Here is a 16,151-nt window from a genome sequence, read left to right on the forward strand (position 1 = left end):
CGGAAGACGTGGCCCATTTGTGGCCCATTTGCCCCCGCTCACGGCCCGTTCTGGCCGGACATTCCCGGCGAAGAGAAGAGGGCTTTATACTGTCCAGCACGCACGCGCCCGCACTTTCCCGGCAAAGGCCAGAATGCCCCCGAAGTGGCCCCCCGCCCTCTTTTAATCAGCGGGTTGTAGATTCAAGTCCTACACGTCCCACCAGAAAAACCCTCGTCCAGGACGGGGGTTTCTGCTTTTGCCTTACAGGTTCACACATAGGTTTGGACCCCTGTGGCACAACTGCGTTACAACCGGGCATCCCTGCGCTCTATAGACCTTCGCCTGGACGTCGAAAACGCAGGCCAACCGCCAGAGCCAGTGCAGAGATCCTCACCCGCCGCCATCAGGCCTGCGGCCCCCGGTCCTTAGTGAACAACTCCCGCTCCAGGCGCTCACCAATCGGCCTTGCCCACTCATGGACCTTCCCGAAAATGGCCTGCTGGTCCTCCGGCCGCGTCTTATACCCGCGCGCTTTGAACTCGGTGGAGCCCATAAAGCAAAGGTGCGCCATGGGGGCATCTGGGGGCAGTCTCGTCTATGAGACGGGGCTGACGCAGCGCCGGGCGCCGCCGTGCTCTACGCTGGAGCCAACCATGCCTGAGGCCAGCGCGCGCCCATCCAACTTCACGGACCTGCAGTCTGTCGAGCCGCTCCTCGTTCACCTCGGCGGTCTGGCCGAGCGCTACCTGCACGACGACCCCAACACGTCGGTTCTCAAGCTCCGGCAATTCGCCGAGCTGCTCACACGCGTCATTGCCGCCCGGTCCGGCCAGCTTGGGGAGGGGGAGGAAACGCAGCAGGCACGACTGGCCCGGCTCCGGCGTCTGGACGTGCTGCCCCAGCAGGTGTGGGAACTGCTCACCGAGATTCGCCGGTCGGGCAACGCTGCCAACCACGAGTTCACCGGCAGCCTTGACCAGGCCCGGGACCTTCTGAAGTTCGCCTGGATTCTGGGCGTGTGGCTCATTCGCACCTTCGAAAACCCGGCCTACCAGCGCGCCGAGTTCATCGAACCTGCTCCACGGAATGAGGCCGACGAGTTGAGGGCGCTGCTGGCCCAGGCCGACGCCGCCCGCCTGGCAGCCGAGGGTCGGCTGACCGAGCAGCAGGCCGCCGCACCCAAGGACCCGGCACCCATCATCACGGCCGCCAGTCAGGCCGCCCATCACCTGGACCTCACCGAGGCGCAGACCCGTCAGCTCATTGACGCGCAGCTCCGCGCAGTGGGCTGGGAAGCCGACACAGTCAACCTGCGCTACGGGCAGGTCATGCCGGAAGCCGGGCGAAACCTGGCCATCGCCGAGTGGCCCACGGCCACGGGACCAGCCGATTACGCGCTGTTCGTGGGCCTCATCCCGGTCGCTGTCGTCGAAGCCAAGCGGATCAATATGGCCGTCATGGGCAGCCTGGCGCAGGCGGCGCGCTACAGCCGCGGGTTGACCCTGACCACCGGCCTGCAGCTTCCCCACGGCCCCTGGGGAGAAGGCATCACCGCCTACCGGGTGCCGTTCCTATACGCCACGAACGGCCGACCGTACCTCGCCCAGCTCAAGACCGAGAGCGGCATCTGGTTCCGCGACGCCCGGCGCAGCGTCAATCCCAGCCACCCCCTGCGCGGTTGGCACAGCCCCGCCGAGCTGCTGGCCATGCTTGAGCAGGACGCGGCTGCCGCCGACGAAGCCCTGAAGGCAGAACCCCTCGAGTACGCCGTCGGCCTGCGCCCCTATCAGAAGGCGGCGATCCAGGCGGTCGAAGCGCGCATTGGTGAGGGCCAGCGGGAAATCCTCCTGGCCATGGCCACAGGCACCGGCAAGACAAAGACCGCCATCGCGCTCATCTACCGTCTGCTCAAAGCCCGGCGCTTTCGCCGGGTGCTGTTTCTGGTGGACCGGGAGACCCTGGGCGAGCAGGCAGGCAACGACTTCAAAACCACCCGCCTGGAAGGCACGCGGACCTTTGCCGAGACCTTCAACCTGACGGCCATCGATGACGGCCCGATTGACACGGCCACCAGCGTTCACGTGACCACGGTGCAGGGCCTGGTCCGCCGCGTGCTGGGCGAGACTCCCCCCTCTGTGGGCACCTACGACCTGATCGTGGTGGATGAGGCGCACCGGGGCTATACCCTGGACCGCGACCTCGCGGACGCCGAGCTGGGCTGGCGAAGCGAGGCCGACTACGTCAGCAAGTACCGGCAGGTGCTTGAGCACTTCGACGCAGTGAAGGTGGCCCTGACCGCCACGCCCGCGCTGCACACCACGCAGATTTTCGGCAAACCCGTCTTCTCGTACTCCTACCGCGACGCGGTGCTGGACGGCGTGCTCATCGACCATGAGCCCCCCTACCTTATTCGCACGGAACTCAGTGATCAGGGCATTCACTGGAAGGCGGGCGAACAGATCGAGACCTACACGCCCGGCGAGAGTGAGGTGCGCCTCTTCGAGACGCCCGACGACATCGGCCTGGACGTGGAGGCCTTCAACCGGAAGGTGGTCGCGCAGGGCTTCAATCAGGCAGTGGCGACCCAGCTCGCGGCGCTCATCAACCCGTTCGGGCCGGAAAAAACACTGGTGTTCTGCGCCACGGACCGCCACGCCGACGAGATGGTCATGCGCCTTAAAGACGCCTTCCGCGCCCAGTACGGCGAGCTGGACGACGACGCGGTCGTGAAGATCACAGGCGCAAGCGACAAGCCCCTGGTCCTCACCCGCCGCTACAAGAACGAACTGAGCCCGACCGTGGCCGTCACCGTGGACCTGCTCACCACCGGCATCGACGTGCCGGCCATCACCAATCTGGTGTTCCTGCGCCAGGTGGGCAGCCGCATTCTGTTCGAACAGATGCTGGGCCGCGCCACCCGGCGCTGTGACGACATCGGCAAGACCACCTTCCGCATCTACGACGCGGTGCGGGCCTACGAAGCGGCGTCGAAGTTCACCACCATGCGGGCGGTGGTTCCGCAACCCGGGAAAACCTTCCAGGCCCTCCTGGATGAGGTGCAGCAGGCCCCTACCACGGCGGCGCGGTCCCTGCTGCGCGACGAACTGGTGGCCAAACTGCAGCGGGTGAAAGGCCGACTGACCCCAGCGGCCCGCGACACCTTCGAAGGCGCGACAGGCCAGACGCCCGAAGCGTTCATCCAGACGCTGCGGAACACTGCGCCTGACGAGCTGCCCGCCCGGCTCGCCGGGCAGGAGACCCTGATGGCCCTGCTCGACACTGGCCGCACCAAAGGCGGGCAACCCGTGTTTATCAGCAGTCATCAGGACATCGTGACCAGTGTGGTCCAGGCGTACCCGGGCGGCCAGAAGGCAGAGGACTACCTCAGTGCGTTCGAAGCCTACATTGCCCAGCACAAGGATGAAGTGCCGGCCCTGCTGACCGTGCTGACCCGGCCCAAAGACCTGACCCGCGCGCAGCTGCTGTCACTGCGCCGTGAGCTGGACCAGGCGGGATTCAGCGAGACCTTCCTGCAACGGGCCTACGCGAGCGTGAAGCAGGTGGACGCCGCAGCCAGCATCATCGGCTTCATCCGGGCGGCGGCGCAGCAGGAAGCGCCACAGCCATTTGAGGCGCGTGTCGATGCAGCGCTGGCGCGGCTGCTCGGTTCGAAGGCCTGGACCCCTCCACAGCAGGCGTGGCTCAAGCGTCTCGCCGCTCAGCTCAAAGCCAACGGCGTCATCGACCAGGAAAGCCTGGACCTCCCGACCAGCCCGGTCCGGCAGCAGATGGGCGGCTTTGCACGGCTGGACAACAGCATCTTCGCGGGCGAACTGCCGCTGATCCTCACGCGCCTGCAGGACGAAGTCTGGGCGCGCGGCGCCTGATACGGGTTCCGAAAAATTCCGTAACATGTTACGGAATTTTTTCGACCAGAGGGAGAGGGAAAAGAGACGGATTTCCGGGAATTGGAGGAACATCCGGCGCTGTCCCGGATGTTACGGAAATGGACGGAATCCGTATGAGGCAACGCGGAAGCGAGCGGCCCGCTAAGCTGCCCCCATGCTGCTGAAAACCGCCGGCGCTGTCCTTGCCCTTGCCGGGGCGGGACTTGCCTCTGCCCAGTCACGCGTGGTGTACGACAGCCGCGTCACCACCCCGGAACCCCGCATCACGGAAAGCGAGCGGGGCCGGGTGAAGTACCTCGCTAAGGACGTTGCACCTCACGTTACGACTTTGCAGGAGAGCACCGCAAAGTCTCCACTCCCGGTGCAACGTCCTTTTTTCGATACTCGCTCCGCTCGGTTGATCTAAAGATCAACAGCGAGCGACTTAACCAGGCCATGCAGGCCGGCCTGTGGGGCACAGGTGAGTTCAGCCGCTTTGAAGGCTGCGCTGGCGAGGATTTTCAGATCAACGGGGTGGCTCCCGGCTCGTTCACGGTCAAGGGCGCACAGCAGACCGCCTACCTGTACATGTACTGCTATGCCCGGACCGGCTGGAGTCAGGGCCTGATCATCACCCAGGGCAACACGGTCGTCGCGCACTACGTGTTCATCGGCATGGCCTCGACCATGTACGCCCTGAAAGACATCAACCAGAATGGCTTTACCGAGCTGGTGCTGGAAGGCGGCTTTACCGGCCAGGGGTACACCGAGGGCTTCCTCGAGATCGCTGAACTGCGGCCCCAGCGGCGCCTGCTGGGCAAACTCAACTACGAGTTCGGCCAACCCTACGATGACGACTGTGGCGTGCGCAGCAACGGTGGCGTCTGGTCCAGCCGGGTCATCCGCGTCACGCCGGGCCCCACGCCGAAGTTCACGCAGCAACTGATTCAGGGCCGCTGCGGCAACTTCAAGGTGGCGACCTCCACGGGGCCAGTTCAGCCCCTCAAGCTGACGCCCGCGCCCACCGGCTGGACCCCCGCCCCCACCCGTTGACCGAAGGGCGTTCCCACCGGATTTCTGCGCCGCCCTGCGGCACAATGATGGGCAATGACCCGCACCACCGACATCGTCCAGAAGCTCTGGAACCTGTGCAATGACCTGCGCGACGACGGCGTGACGTACCACCAGTACGTCACGGAGCTGACCTACCTGCTGTTCCTGAAGATGGCCAAGGAAACCAGCCAGGAAGCGCAGATCCCGGCCGAGAACCGCTGGGACGCGTTGAAGGCCCGCTCGGCCCCGGACCGTCTCGACCATTACCGGCAGACCCTGCTGGACCTGGGGAAAGCGCCTGCGCCGCTGGTTCGCATGATCTACGCCGACGCGAGCAGCTTCATCCGCAAGCCCGCGACCCTCAGCAAGCTGGTCACGGACATCGACGCACTGGACTGGTACTCCGCGAAGGAAGAAGGCCTGGGGGACCTGTACGAAGGGCTGCTGGCCAAGAACGCCAACGAGAAGAAGTCCGGCGCAGGCCAGTACTTCACGCCCCGGCCCCTTATTGACGCCATCGTGGCCGTGATGAAGCCCACCAGCGAGGACATCATGCAGGACCCCGCCGCAGGAACAGGCGGCTTCCTGATCGCGGCGCATCACTACATCACGCAGCACGAGGACGTGTGGAACTGGCCGGAGGCCAAGCAGCAGCAGTTCTTCGAGAACGCCTTCCACGGCATGGAACTGGTGCCAGACACCCAGCGCCTCGCCCTGATGAACCTGATGCTGCACGGCCTGGCGAACGACCCCGAGCGCAGTGGCATCCGCCTGGGCGACACGCTGTCGAACGACCACCAGAAGCTGCCCAAGTCCACGCTGATCCTGAGCAACCCGCCCTTCGGCACCAAGAAGGGGGGTGGCACGCCCACGCGCGACGACCTGACCTTCGTGACCAGCAACAAGCAGTTTGCCTTCCTGCAGCACATCTACCGGGCGCTGAAGACCCATGGGCGTGCAGCGGTCGTGCTGCCCGACAACGTGCTGTTCGAGAGCGGGATAGGCAAAGCAATTCGTGCAGACCTGATGGACAAGTGCACCCTGCACACGATCTTGCGACTGCCCACCGGCATCTTCTACGCGCAGGGCGTGAAAACGAACGTCCTGTTCTTCACCCGTGGCCAGAGCGAGAAGGGCAACACGAAGGAAGTCTGGGTGTACGACATGCGGGCGAACATGCCGCAGTTTGGCAAGCGCACACCCTTTACCCGCGAGCACTTTGCGGGGTTCGAGGCCGCGTTCGGGGACGACCCCTACGGTGGCCCGGAGGCGCTGGCCGCCCGCGTAGACACCGGGCCGGAGGGCCGCTTTCGGCGCTTCATGCGCGAGGAAATAGCGGCGCGGGGCGACAGCCTGGACATCAGCTGGCTCAAGGACGACAGCGCCACGCAGGGCGAGTTGCCCGAACCGGCCCAACTGGCCGAGGAAGCCCTGACCGAGCTGGCAGGCGCCATGGAGGAGTTGCGCGCCATCCTGCTGGAACTGGGCGAGGATGAGGCAACGTTGGAAGAGGCCGGGGTGCTTGCATGAGCGTTGATAAGCATGAAGACCTGCCTTCAGGGTGGGCTACAGCCACGATTCCCGACCTGACCCATTCGCAAGGGTTTTTCTCTGATGGGGACTGGGTCGAAAGCAAAGACCAGAATCCGCAGGGCAACATTCGCCTTTTACAGCTGGCAGATGTGGGTGATGGATTTTTTGTTGATAAATCCCAACGTTTCATTGACGAGGACGCTTTTAAGCGACTGAGGTGCAAAGAGGTGAAATCTGGAGACGTACTTCTTGCGCGCATGCCAGAGCCCCTTGGAAGGGCCTGTACGGTTCCTGAACTTTCACAAAAATCAATCACAGTCGTTGATGTTTCGATTATTCGTCCATCACGGCAGGCTGCATATTCCAGATGGTTGATGCATACACTGAATGCTGCACCCATCCGCAATGAAATTCAGGCTCTTTCATCAGGTACTACCAGAAAACGGATTTCGCGAGGCAACCTAGCAACGATCGAACTTCCACTTCCTCCCCTCCCTGAGCAAATCCGCATTGCCGAAAAGCTTGACGCCGTCCTCGCCCGCGTAAAGTCAGGCCGTGAGCGGCTGGAGCGCGTGCCGAAGCTGGTTAAGCAGTTCAGGCAAGCGGTGCTGAGCGCGGCCGTGAGTGGGGAGTTGACGCGGGAGTGGAGAGAGCAGAATCCTCAGCAGCGGGCAGAGATAGCTTCTTCTGACGCGGTTGCTCGCGGTCGGCTGTGGGGATCCGGGATAGTACCGGAACTGACACCAGAAGAAAGGGAATCTATCCCCAGCGAGTGGGATTGGGTCAAGTTGGGAGCACTAGGACCGGATGGAGTGCCAGCCGTGCAGATCGGTCCAATGTCCATGAAGTCCAATGAGTTTAGCTCGACGGGACAACCTGTCCTCAATGTTGGCACTGTTCAAACCGGTTATTTTGACCACAGTAAACTTAACTTCTTGCCTCATGAGCTAACCGGCTCTTTCAAAAGATATGTCATTCGAACTGGAGACATTCTATTTACTCGGTCCGGTACTATAGGAAGATGTGCGGTGGCAACGGAAAAAGAAGATGGGTTTCTAATGACATTCCATCTTTTGAGAGCTAGGGTTAGCCAAAACGTTTGTCTTACGAAGTACGCTTTCTACGCCCTGCAGGGCGGATCAACCGTGCTGCGGCAAGTTGCAGAGAGCGCCATTGGCGCTACACGGGCAGGTTTTAACACCAGCCTACTGGAGGGGCTGGATATTCCCCTCCCTCCCCTCCCCGAACAACTCGAAATCGTCCGCAGAGTTGAAGCCCTCTTCGCCATCGCGGATCGCCTTGAAGCTCGGTACCAAGGGGCCCTCACCTCCTTCGAACGCCTGACGCCGGCGCTGCTGGCCAAGGCGTTTCGGGGTGAACTGGTGCCGCAGGACCCTAACGATGAGCCTGCCAGTGTGCTACTTGAACGCATTCGAGCTCTAAGAGCCTCAGAAGGCACAAAATCCGGCCGCGGGCGGAAAGCGGCTCCCAAGCCAACGGGTCAGGAGTCACTCTCCTCAGCACATCCGCCGAAGGCTCACATTGAGGACACCAATGGTCCGTCTGAGCCCAAGCGTCGAGGTCGCCCACCCAAGGCGCAGGCCATCCCCAGTGTCATGAATGAAGAGGAAGCCATCCGGCTTCTTGAGCAACGCCGCCAAGCGCGTTCAACGGGTACACGTCAGGTGAGTCTGTTCGAGCCTGAGCTTCAGGAGGACTGAAAGGTGACCGAAGCGATCAGCGTGAGTGCACTTCAGGAGCTCATTGCCCGGCTCCCCACGCGGCAACCGATCACTGATGCCTTTGAGGGGAGCATACCGCGGCCAAGCTCAGCCTGGTATTCCTCGCAGAAATCGCATTTGATCGGCTGGCTGGGAGAATTTAACACTCCTGGGGCATACAACCGCGCCCAGCTCAACCGCGGCGCCCGCTCGTTCTACACCCACTTTCAGTGTGCGCCGGGCCTGCTGTGGCTCGCGGAAGCTTTGGGGGAAACGCCGGAAGTGCTTGAGCAGGCCGTGCAGGCCATTCGCGCTGCAGGTCCAAAGGGCGCGGCCCAGTGCGGTGCGTTTCGAAAAATCGTTCCCTGGTCCCGCGTTGAGGGGTTGTTGGCTCAGCGCCTTGCGTAGTCAGGGGCTCAAGGCAACCCGGCCTTGTTGAAGGGTTCGTCTCAGGGGTTGCACCTGCATAACGACGGCAGAGCGCTCCCAGCGGAGAGAATCTGGGCGTGTCGAGTGAGCCGGGCAACGGCACATGGGTCTTCAGCGTGTACAGCACGACGCTGCGGGCTTGCATCCTGGCCCAAGATCATGGCGGCCAGCACCTCAAGACGGCGGGCGAGGGTGGGAAACGCAGCCCTTTCAGGGCGGTCTGCAAGGTAGCGTGTGGGTGTCGGCTCCGGGTTTTCATCGCAGAAACACCCTACAGGCGCCGACTTTTCCATGGCTGTCAGGAGTTTTGCCTGGTGGTCAGGGGCCGAAGGTGGCCTGAGCCTCCGCTGGGCCTCTTTCACGTCAATTGGCCTCTGGTTGAATCATGGGCACAGTGGTACAGACATGAGCGAAGCGGGCAGAAGCGAAACGTCCCGCCGGGCACGGAGTCAACAGGCCGGTTCTGTGCTGGCCTGTTGGCAGACCAGACGGCAGTCCATCAGCCGCAGCGGAAGGGGATGGGCACCGGGCCGCAGCAGCACACGCCCCGCACCGAGCCGCCTGTGGCCTGCGCCGCACCCGAGAGGTGGCGGTACGCCTGGGCACAGGCCTGAAAGCGGGCAGCAATGCCGGGCCGGGCCGCCAGCACCCCACCTTCGGCCACCAGCTGGCGCACGGCGGCCGAGCAGGACTCGCCGCCATACAGGGCCGCGTGGGCACAGCGGAACCCCTTCAGAGGCGACAGCCAGCGCTGATACAGGTCAATAGACGAGAGCACGGCGGTATTCAGGGCCGGCGTGTTCAGGGACGACAGGGGCAGAGATCGCATAGGTGGGTCCTTTCAGGCGGGCGGCCAGCACACGGGGCGGCGCAGGCCAGCACAACAGAGCGGGCGACCCCCAGGGGCCGCCCGATTCGTGCTTCACGCCCGGCTTAGCGCGGCGTCTGGTTGGTGGTGGTCGTGGTGTGCACGGCCGTGTGCTTGGGGCGCGACAGCCCGGCCAGCCCCGCCAGACCCAGCAGGCCCAGCCAGCCCCAGTCCATGCCGTCCTGGTCGCGGGTTTCGGTGGTGGTCGTCGTGGTGGTGGTATCGGTGCTGGCGGTATCGGTGGTGTCCTGCGCCAGGGCGGGGACGGGCGCCAGGGCCAGGGTCAGAACCAGCAGGGCCGTTTTGGCGTCTCGCTTCATAACAACCTCCTTGGGCACTGTATGTGCTTGTGCACTGTGTGCGTCGGTACGAAGAGAACGATGGCACGCGCAGCCGGTCAGCACCGAACAGAAAGTCTTGGCCGGCCCTTGGGCATTTCTTGAGGCAGCAGCTGCCCGGGGCCCGCACCGGCGCCCACGCCACACCGAAGGCACTTCTCTAAACAGCGTCACAAGCCGGGGCAGCCATGGTGTGCCCAGCGCTTGTTTATAACGTCAGGTATGAGGCGCTTCTGGACAAACAACGCCCTGTCCATCGTCCTGGTGGTCCTGTTTCTGGTGTTCTGGCTGGCCCAGGCCCTGACAGGCTGGGCAGTTCACAACGAGGAACTGCAGACGCTGGGGCAGCGCCCGCTGGGCTGGGGGCCGTATCTGGCCTCGGCACATTTCTGGTCGGCCACTGCCGAGAACTGGGAGAGCGAGTTTCTGCAGATGGCGGCGTTTGTTACCCTGACGGTCTATCTGCGCCAGCGCGGCTCGGCCGAGTCCAACCCCTACCCAGACGAGCAGACACCTGAACAGCGTCAGAAAGACGCCCAGGACAAAGCCCAGCGCGGCTTCTGGCGCCGCAACAGTCTGTCGGTGGTGCTGACAGGGCTGTTTCTGGGCTCCCTGGCGCTGCACCTGCTGAGTTCCTGGACCGATAACAACCACGAGAAGCAGGCCCGGGGGCAAGAGGCCCTGAACCTGGGCGCCTTCATGGGCCAGCCGGAATTCTGGTTCGAGTCGTTCCAGAACTGGCAAAGCGAATTTCTGGCGGTGGTGGCCATCGTGGTGCTGACGATCTTCCTGCGGCAGGTGGGCTCCTCACAGTCCAAGGCGCTGACGGATCCCAACCACAAAACCGGAGACGCCTGAGCATGCCGGACCTGCGACCAGAATCGTGGTCAGCGCTGCTGGACGCCCTGCAGCACAACACCTGGAACGCGCAGTTGCGGCGCTTCCGCTCGCCCTACGTGTTCCGGGGCCAGGGCACCACGGCGCCCCTGAGCACCTCGCTGCAGCGGCTGGCGGGCGCACCGCGCGACATTGAGCGGCATCTGGTGCGCGCCTTTCGCAAGTACGCGCTGGCCACCGTGCCCCCCCAGGACGACCTGTGGACCTGGCTGACCATCGGGCAGCATCACGGGCTGCCCACCCGGCTGCTGGACTGGAGCTATTCGCCCCTCGTGGCCCTGCACTTTGCCACCAGCGACGAGCGCCACGACGATGAGGACGGCATGGTGTGGCTGCTGGACGCCCCGGCCAGCGCCGCCGGGCTGCCCACCGACCTGCGCGAGCTGCTCTCACGCGAGGGTGGCAACGTCTTTACCACCGAGATGCTGAGCACCTTCAGCCACGCGGCCTCTGAAACGCCGCTGCCCTACGACGCCGAGATCGGGTGGCTCGACGGGCTGGAAGCGCAGCACGGCCAGCCTTTCTTACTGCTGCTGGAACCGCCGTCCATTGACCAGCGCATCGTGCAGCAGTCGGCGCTGTTTGCGCTGCTCTCCAACCCCGATCTGCGCCCTGAAGACTGGCTGCGCCGCCAGCCGGAGCTGGCGCGGCGCGTGGTGGTGGCCCACGAACTGAAATGGGAAATCCGTGACCGGCTGGATCAGTTCAACATCAACGAGCGGACCCTGTTTCCCGACCTGAGTGGCCTGAGCCAGTGGCTGCGCCGCTATTACCGCCAGCGGCCAGCGGCCCCCGCCGACTCCAATGCCGGCAGCCCCAGTTCAGACCCGCCAGAAACGCGCACCCCGGAAGACGAGCGCGACCAGGCCCGCTGAGGCCCGCTTCCCCCTTCCCGGTCTTTGCCGACCGCTACCAGGCTTCAGGATCGCTGTCGGGCTCCTCCACCAGCAGCCACAGGGCCCGGCCCTGCTGGGCCGCGTGGCGCTGGGCGTCCAGCAGCACCGCTTCCAGGTCCCGGCCCAGGTGAGGATGGCGGCGGCGAAACCCGGCGTAGTCGCGCAGCAGCAGGGCCAGGCGGGGCGGCGTGCGCCCGGGGTCAGTCAGCACGTCGTACAGGGCGTCCCAGTTGTGCCCGAAGGCGCCGGGCAGGGCCAGCCCGCGCAGCAGGGCCAGCATCAGCTCGGCCTTGTCCGAGACGTGGGTGAACTCGACTTCCCGCAGCCCGATCTGGTGCCCGGCTGCCAGAATCCGGGGTTCGTGGGGCGCGGCCTGCAGACCGCTGGGGGGCTCGTTAAACACCTGAATCATGGCGCGATCCTCCGGAAGCTGGCGTAGTGGTCGGCGGTGTAATAGCACTCGGCGGTGCGGGTGACCGGCTGCCCCCCGCACACGATGCGCCGCGCGCCCCGGTCGGCCTCGCCGGGGGTGGGCACGGTGTATTCGCGGTAATAGCTGCCCGGTTGCCGGGGCAGCAGGCGCTCGCGGTTACCGAAAGGCGCGCCGTCTTTGCGGTATGGAAAGGGGCCGCCCTGGGCGATGCGGGCCAGAACCTGCCGCCCCTGCGGGGGCAGGTCCGCGCGGCTGATCCACGGTCGCCCGCTCAGGGAATCGCGTGCCGGGGCGGTGGGCGCGGGCCCGGCCTGGGCCCCGGGCGTGGGCTGCGCTGCCGTAGGCTGCACCGGCGCCGGCTCGCAGGCCACCAGGCCGCAGACAGCCAGCCACGCGGCCAGCAGCGTCATTCGGAAAGGGGGCCTCATAGCCCCGAGTGTAGAAGGCGCGTGTCCAGCCAGGTCAGCAGGTCCGGCAGCAGCGGGGTTAATCCTTTGTAGACCACCTGTTCAGGCGTCATGGTGCGCAGTGCGGCGGCCAGGGCGCGGGCGTGCGCCGGGGTCTGCACCGCCCCCCGCAGCGGGTACGTGAAGGGCCGGATGGTAAACAGCGCGCCGTGGGCCCCCGGAAAGCCGGTAAGAGTCTGGCGCTCCACGCGCAGAAAGGCGGCGTCCGGGTCAAAGGCTGTGCCTGGGGCGCGGTCGGCGTCGGCCGGGGCAGCGGGATGATGGTCCAGGCGACCCGTCATGCTGATGCCCCAGGCAAAGCGCACAAACGGCCCCCGGCTGACGACCGCGTCCACCAGCTTCGGAGCCGTGGCGTTCATGGGGCCGCTGCCCGCCACCGGAGTATGCACCGCCACGAAGTCGCGCCCCAGCTTGTCGCGCGGGTCCCAGTGCTGGGGGCTCAGGACATGCGCGGCGGCCAGCCAGTCGCGCCCGCTGGCCGGGTCCCGGGCCACGATGGCCAGGTCCTCGGGGGCATTCAGGCCCAGGAAATCCAGGGCGTGCAGGGGGGTCAGGTCCTGCACCAGCGCTGCCAGCGGAGCCTCGAAGCGCTGCAGGTCCTCCACCGCGTTCCAGCGCAGGTTCAGCGTGGCCTGCCAGCCCAGGGCCGCATTGCGCAGCGTCTGGCCGTCCCAGGTCACCCGGCCGCCGCTGTCGGCCGCCAGGGTGCGGGCCACGTGGGTCAGTGCCGCTTCGCGCAGCGCCGGGCTCAGGGCCGCCTCGCCCAGGTATTCCCAGGCGGCGCGGCGATGGGCGGCGGCCTTGCTGGCGATGAACGCCGCATACGTGTCATCGAAGGCGAAGGTGTGGTGCTCGGGTGCAGGGGTGTCCAGCCAGGGAAGAGCCTGCGCCCCCAGCCGGTACAGGCCCGCCGAGACGGCATAAACGCCATTCAGAAAGGGGCGGTAGACGGTGGGAGGCGCCACGGGGCCCATTGTGGCAGACCGGGCCCCAGGGTTACGCCAGATTGCCGTTGGTCATCACGCCTGTGGCGATCAGCACCAGAATCAGCGCGCCCACCACCACGCGGTAGACCGCAAAGCCCTTGAAGGTGTTGGTGGAGACGAAACGCAGCAGCCAGCCAATGGCGAGGTAGGCGGTCACGAAGCTCACGCCCGCGCCCAGCAGCACGTTGGCCAGCCCAATTTCACGGAAAATCAGCTCGCGTTCCTGAATCAGGTTCAGCAGGGCGGCGCCGCCCAGGGTGGGCACCCCCAGGTAAAAGCTGAAGCGGGTGGCGGTGGCGCGGTCCAGGCCCAGCACCATGCCGCCCAGAATGGAACTGGCGCTGCGCGAGAAGCCCGGCCACAGCAGCGCGAGGCACTGCAGCGCGCCAATCAGGAACGAGCGGCGCACCCCGATCTTTTCAATGGCGTCCACCGTGGGGGTGACCTTGCGGCTCTCAATCAGCCACATCAGCACGCCGCCCACAATCAGGGCCCAGGCCACCACGCTGGGCCGGAACAGGGTGGCCTTGATGGCGTCACCGAACAGCAGCCCCAGCACCACCGCCGGAATACACGCCACCAGCACGCCTAGCCACAGGGTCCGCTCGGTCTGGTCGCGGCCGATGTGCCGGATCTTCAGGAAATCGCGCCAGTAGTACACCAGCACGCTCAGAATCGCCCCGCCCTGAATGACCACTTCAAAGGCGTCCTTGACCTCCTTGGTCCAGGGCACGCCCATCAGGTTGCCGGTCAGGATCAGGTGCCCGGTGGAGCTGATGGGCAGGAATTCGGTGATCCCCTCGACGATGCCGTAAACGATGGCGTACAACCAGTCCATAAGGCGCCAGTGTACGGCCTGACAGGTGGGCAGGGGCGTCCCCCATTCGGCGCAGACTGAGGGAATGAGGGCACAGACCTATCTCCGACGTTGGGCACTGGAACAGGACGGCGAAGCCTTTTCCACCCCCAGCAGCGACCTGTGTCCGGTGCGCTGGCAGGGCAAAAAAGCCATGCTGAAGGTGGCGAGGAATGAGGAGGAGAAGCGGGGAAACCTCCTGATGGTCTGGCTCTCGGGCCAGGGCACAGCCGAGGTGTACCACCACGGTGGGCGCGCGGTTGTGCTGGAACGGATTGAAGGCGAACACGAGTTGGTGGCGATGGTGGTGGCGGCGGGCCAGGACGATGACGCCAGCCGGATACTGTGCCGGGCCGCTGCGCAGGTGCATCTCCCCCGCCCTGATCCGCCGCCACTTCTCCCACTGGACTGCTGGTTTGAGGCGCTCTTTGAAGCCTCGGCTCAGGGCGGTCTTTTTGCCCAGTGCTGGCACGTGGCCCAGACCCTCCTGGGCTCGCCCCAGGACGTGCGCCCGCTGCACGGCGACCTGCACCACGGCAATGTCCTGCACAGCGCGGCGCGCGGCTGGCTGGTCATTGACCCCAAGGGGCTGCTGGGCGAGCGAACCTTCGACTTTGCCAACCTCCTGTGTAACCCCTCGCTGGCGGTGGCCCGGCAACCCGGTCGGCTGGCGCGGCAGGCGGGCGTGGTGGCGGGGGCGGCCGGCGTGAACCGGGCCCGGCTGCTGGCCTGGGTGGCGGCCTACGCGGGCTTATCGGCGGCGTGGCACCGGGAAGATGGACAGGCCGCAGAGGCCCAGGCCACGCTGGAGATCGCGCAGCAGGCCCTGGCCCTCTCCTCAGAGACCTGAAAGTGGTCTATACTCTTCGTTTGGGTGCCCCCGTGATCCGACGGCCCTGCGCGCTCGAGCGTCGCGCGTGGCCCTGGCCCTGAACAGCGCGCTTGACGCTGGGCTGGCACGAGGACGGCAAACTTTTTCCCGACCAACGCTCCGGAGTTTTCATGTCGTACATCTCCATGAAGCAGTTGCTCGAAGCCGGAGTTCACTTCGGTCACGAAACCAAGCGCTGGAACCCCAAGTTCAAGCGCTTCATCTTTGCCGAGCGCAACGGCATTTTCATCATTGACCTGCAAAAGACCCTGAAGCAGGTGGACCGCTCCTTCGACTTCATCAAGGAGCTGGCCGAGCGCGGCGGCGTCATCCTGTTCGTGGGCACCAAGAAACAGGCCCAGGAAATCGTGGAACTGGAAGCCCGCCGCACCGGCATGCCCTTTGTCACCAGCCGCTGGCTGGGCGGCATGCTCACCAACTTCAAGACCATGCGCACCCGCATTGACCGCCTGAACGAACTGGACGACATGTTCGAATCGGGCCGCATCAACGACCGCCTGAAGGCCGAGCGCATCAAGCTGGCCGCCGAGCGCGAGCGCCTGCAGCGCTTCGTGGGTGGCATCCGCAAGATGAGCCGCCTGCCCGACGCGATCTTCGTGGTGGACCCCACCAAGGAAGTCATCGCCGTGCAGGAAGCCAACCGCCTGGGGATTCCCGTGATTGCCCTGGCCGACACCGACTCTGATCCCGATGTCATTGACTACATCGTGCCCGGCAACGACGACGCCATCCGCTCCATCCAGCTGATCACCCACCGCATCGGCGACCTGCTGGTCGAGGCGCGCGGCGGCGGCGAGGACGTGGGCGCGGCCGAGGGCGCCGCCGAGCAGACCGACGGCGGCGCGGCCGAGAGCGCCGAAGCCTAAACCTGAGCGGCAGGGGGCTGTCCGGCGAAGGTGCTTTGCCCGGACCG

Annotated in this window: 16 protein-coding genes and 1 pseudogene; 10 read left to right on the forward strand and 7 right to left on the reverse strand. The window is 65.3% G+C overall.

What is annotated here, in order from left to right:
- The first annotated feature begins 635 nt into the window (after nt 1-635).
- The 6 genes from hsdR to C8263_RS19445 all read left to right on the forward strand — a co-directional run bounded on the left by hsdR (nt 636) and on the right by C8263_RS19445 (nt 8,584).
- Nucleotides 636-3,869, forward strand: a complete 3,234-nt coding sequence (gene hsdR / locus C8263_RS04170; RefSeq protein WP_107136858.1) for a type I restriction-modification system endonuclease — start codon at nt 636-638, stop codon at nt 3,867-3,869.
- A 175-nt stretch (nt 3,870-4,044) separates the two neighbouring features.
- Nucleotides 4,045-4,296 carry a hypothetical protein gene (locus C8263_RS18835; RefSeq protein ID WP_146160587.1) on the forward strand — a complete coding sequence of 84 codons (252 nt, stop codon included), beginning with the start codon at nt 4,045-4,047 and terminating at the stop codon, nt 4,294-4,296.
- A gap of 29 nt (nt 4,297-4,325) precedes the next feature.
- On the forward strand, nt 4,326-4,922 hold the full coding sequence (locus C8263_RS04175) for a hypothetical protein (RefSeq protein ID WP_107136859.1): 597 nt from the start codon (nt 4,326-4,328) through the stop codon (nt 4,920-4,922).
- Nucleotides 4,923-4,976: 54 nt separating this feature from the next.
- Nucleotides 4,977-6,452 carry a class I SAM-dependent DNA methyltransferase gene (locus C8263_RS04180; RefSeq protein WP_107136860.1) on the forward strand — a complete coding sequence of 492 codons (1,476 nt, stop codon included), beginning with the start codon at nt 4,977-4,979 and terminating at the stop codon, nt 6,450-6,452.
- The gene (locus tag C8263_RS04185; RefSeq protein ID WP_107136861.1) at nt 6,449-8,176 is read left to right on the forward strand and encodes a restriction endonuclease subunit S; all 1,728 of its coding nucleotides are present in this window, start codon (nt 6,449-6,451) and stop codon (nt 8,174-8,176) included. Before C8263_RS04180 ends, C8263_RS04185 begins: the two co-directional genes overlap by 4 nt.
- A 3-nt stretch (nt 8,177-8,179) precedes the next feature.
- Entirely contained in the window at nt 8,180-8,584 is a 405-nt protein-coding gene (locus C8263_RS19445; RefSeq protein ID WP_199188314.1) for a hypothetical protein, read from the forward strand.
- Between the two features lie 97 nt (nt 8,585-8,681).
- On the opposite strand, the pseudogene C8263_RS04190 reads toward C8263_RS19445, so the two are convergent.
- From C8263_RS04190 to C8263_RS04200, 3 genes and pseudogenes are all read right to left on the reverse strand, one after another.
- Nucleotides 8,682-8,864, reverse strand: a pseudogene (locus C8263_RS04190) (IS4 family transposase); the annotation flags it as partial.
- Nucleotides 8,865-9,104: 240 nt separating this feature from the next.
- Complete coding sequence (gene yidD, locus C8263_RS04195) at nt 9,105-9,434, reverse strand: membrane protein insertion efficiency factor YidD (protein ID WP_107136862.1); 330 nt, start codon at nt 9,432-9,434, stop codon at nt 9,105-9,107.
- Nucleotides 9,435-9,538: 104 nt separating this feature from the next.
- Nucleotides 9,539-9,793 (reverse strand): WGxxGxxG family protein, encoded by a 255-nt coding sequence (locus tag C8263_RS04200; RefSeq protein ID WP_107136863.1) that lies wholly within the window; start codon nt 9,791-9,793, stop codon nt 9,539-9,541.
- 240 nt (nt 9,794-10,033) lie between these two features.
- On the opposite strand from C8263_RS04200, the gene C8263_RS04205 reads away from it, so the two are divergent.
- Both C8263_RS04205 and C8263_RS04210 read left to right on the forward strand, forming a co-directional pair.
- On the forward strand, nt 10,034-10,669 hold the full coding sequence (locus tag C8263_RS04205) for a DUF6766 family protein (RefSeq protein WP_107136864.1): 636 nt from the start codon (nt 10,034-10,036) through the stop codon (nt 10,667-10,669).
- A 2-nt stretch (nt 10,670-10,671) separates the two neighbouring features.
- A complete protein-coding gene (locus C8263_RS04210; RefSeq protein ID WP_107136865.1) occupies nt 10,672-11,583 on the forward strand; it encodes an FRG domain-containing protein in 912 nt (303 codons plus the stop codon).
- Nucleotides 11,584-11,617: 34 nt separating this feature from the next.
- Here the strand turns inward: C8263_RS04210 and C8263_RS04215 are convergent, their stop codons facing one another.
- The 4 genes from C8263_RS04215 to C8263_RS04230 are packed head-to-tail and all read right to left on the reverse strand — an operon-like array spanning nt 11,618 to nt 14,328.
- A complete protein-coding gene (locus C8263_RS04215; RefSeq protein ID WP_107136866.1) occupies nt 11,618-12,016 on the reverse strand; it encodes a barstar family protein in 399 nt (132 codons plus the stop codon).
- On the reverse strand, nt 12,013-12,465 hold the full coding sequence (locus C8263_RS04220) for a guanyl-specific ribonuclease (RefSeq protein ID WP_233218638.1): 453 nt from the start codon (nt 12,463-12,465) through the stop codon (nt 12,013-12,015). Before C8263_RS04220 ends, C8263_RS04215 begins: the two co-directional genes overlap by 4 nt.
- Nucleotides 12,462-13,469 (reverse strand): heme-dependent oxidative N-demethylase subunit alpha family protein, encoded by a 1,008-nt coding sequence (locus C8263_RS04225; RefSeq protein ID WP_408608032.1) that lies wholly within the window; start codon nt 13,467-13,469, stop codon nt 12,462-12,464. Before C8263_RS04225 ends, C8263_RS04220 begins: the two co-directional genes overlap by 4 nt.
- 31 nt (nt 13,470-13,500) lie before the next feature.
- Nucleotides 13,501-14,328, reverse strand: a complete 828-nt coding sequence (locus C8263_RS04230; protein ID WP_107136869.1) for an undecaprenyl-diphosphate phosphatase — start codon at nt 14,326-14,328, stop codon at nt 13,501-13,503.
- A gap of 64 nt (nt 14,329-14,392) precedes the next feature.
- Between C8263_RS04230 and C8263_RS04235 the strand changes: the two genes are divergently transcribed.
- Both C8263_RS04235 and rpsB read left to right on the forward strand, forming a co-directional pair.
- Complete coding sequence (locus C8263_RS04235; protein ID WP_107136870.1) at nt 14,393-15,196, forward strand: aminoglycoside phosphotransferase family protein; 804 nt, start codon at nt 14,393-14,395, stop codon at nt 15,194-15,196.
- A 152-nt stretch (nt 15,197-15,348) separates the two neighbouring features.
- Nucleotides 15,349-16,104, forward strand: a complete 756-nt coding sequence (gene rpsB / locus C8263_RS04240; protein WP_107137023.1) for a 30S ribosomal protein S2 — start codon at nt 15,349-15,351, stop codon at nt 16,102-16,104.
- Nucleotides 16,105-16,151: the final 47 nt, after the last annotated feature.

Source organism: Deinococcus arcticus, assembly GCF_003028415.1.
Lineage (GTDB): Bacteria > Deinococcota > Deinococci > Deinococcales > Deinococcaceae > Deinococcus > Deinococcus arcticus.

Excerpts from the sequence above, each read along its gene's own strand:
- hsdR (WP_107136858.1), top strand. The coding sequence starts at position 636 with ATGCCTGAGGCCAGCGCGCGCCCATCCAACTTCACGGACCTGCAGTCT.
- C8263_RS18835 (WP_146160587.1), top strand. The coding sequence starts at position 4,045 with ATGCTGCTGAAAACCGCCGGCGCTGTCCTTGCCCTTGCCGGGGCGGGA.
- C8263_RS04175 (WP_107136859.1), top strand. The coding sequence starts at position 4,326 with ATGCAGGCCGGCCTGTGGGGCACAGGTGAGTTCAGCCGCTTTGAAGGC.
- C8263_RS04180 (WP_107136860.1), top strand. The coding sequence starts at position 4,977 with ATGACCCGCACCACCGACATCGTCCAGAAGCTCTGGAACCTGTGCAAT.
- C8263_RS04185 (WP_107136861.1), top strand. The coding sequence starts at position 6,449 with ATGAGCGTTGATAAGCATGAAGACCTGCCTTCAGGGTGGGCTACAGCC.
- yidD (WP_107136862.1), bottom strand. The coding sequence starts at position 9,434 with ATGCGATCTCTGCCCCTGTCGTCCCTGAACACGCCGGCCCTGAATACC.
- C8263_RS04200 (WP_107136863.1), bottom strand. The coding sequence starts at position 9,793 with ATGAAGCGAGACGCCAAAACGGCCCTGCTGGTTCTGACCCTGGCCCTG.
- C8263_RS04205 (WP_107136864.1), top strand. The coding sequence starts at position 10,034 with ATGAGGCGCTTCTGGACAAACAACGCCCTGTCCATCGTCCTGGTGGTC.
- C8263_RS04210 (WP_107136865.1), top strand. The coding sequence starts at position 10,672 with ATGCCGGACCTGCGACCAGAATCGTGGTCAGCGCTGCTGGACGCCCTG.
- C8263_RS04215 (WP_107136866.1), bottom strand. The coding sequence starts at position 12,016 with ATGATTCAGGTGTTTAACGAGCCCCCCAGCGGTCTGCAGGCCGCGCCC.
- C8263_RS04220 (WP_233218638.1), bottom strand. The coding sequence starts at position 12,465 with ATGAGGCCCCCTTTCCGAATGACGCTGCTGGCCGCGTGGCTGGCTGTC.
- C8263_RS04230 (WP_107136869.1), bottom strand. The coding sequence starts at position 14,328 with ATGGACTGGTTGTACGCCATCGTTTACGGCATCGTCGAGGGGATCACC.
- C8263_RS04235 (WP_107136870.1), top strand. The coding sequence starts at position 14,393 with ATGAGGGCACAGACCTATCTCCGACGTTGGGCACTGGAACAGGACGGC.
- rpsB (WP_107137023.1), top strand. The coding sequence starts at position 15,349 with ATGTCGTACATCTCCATGAAGCAGTTGCTCGAAGCCGGAGTTCACTTC.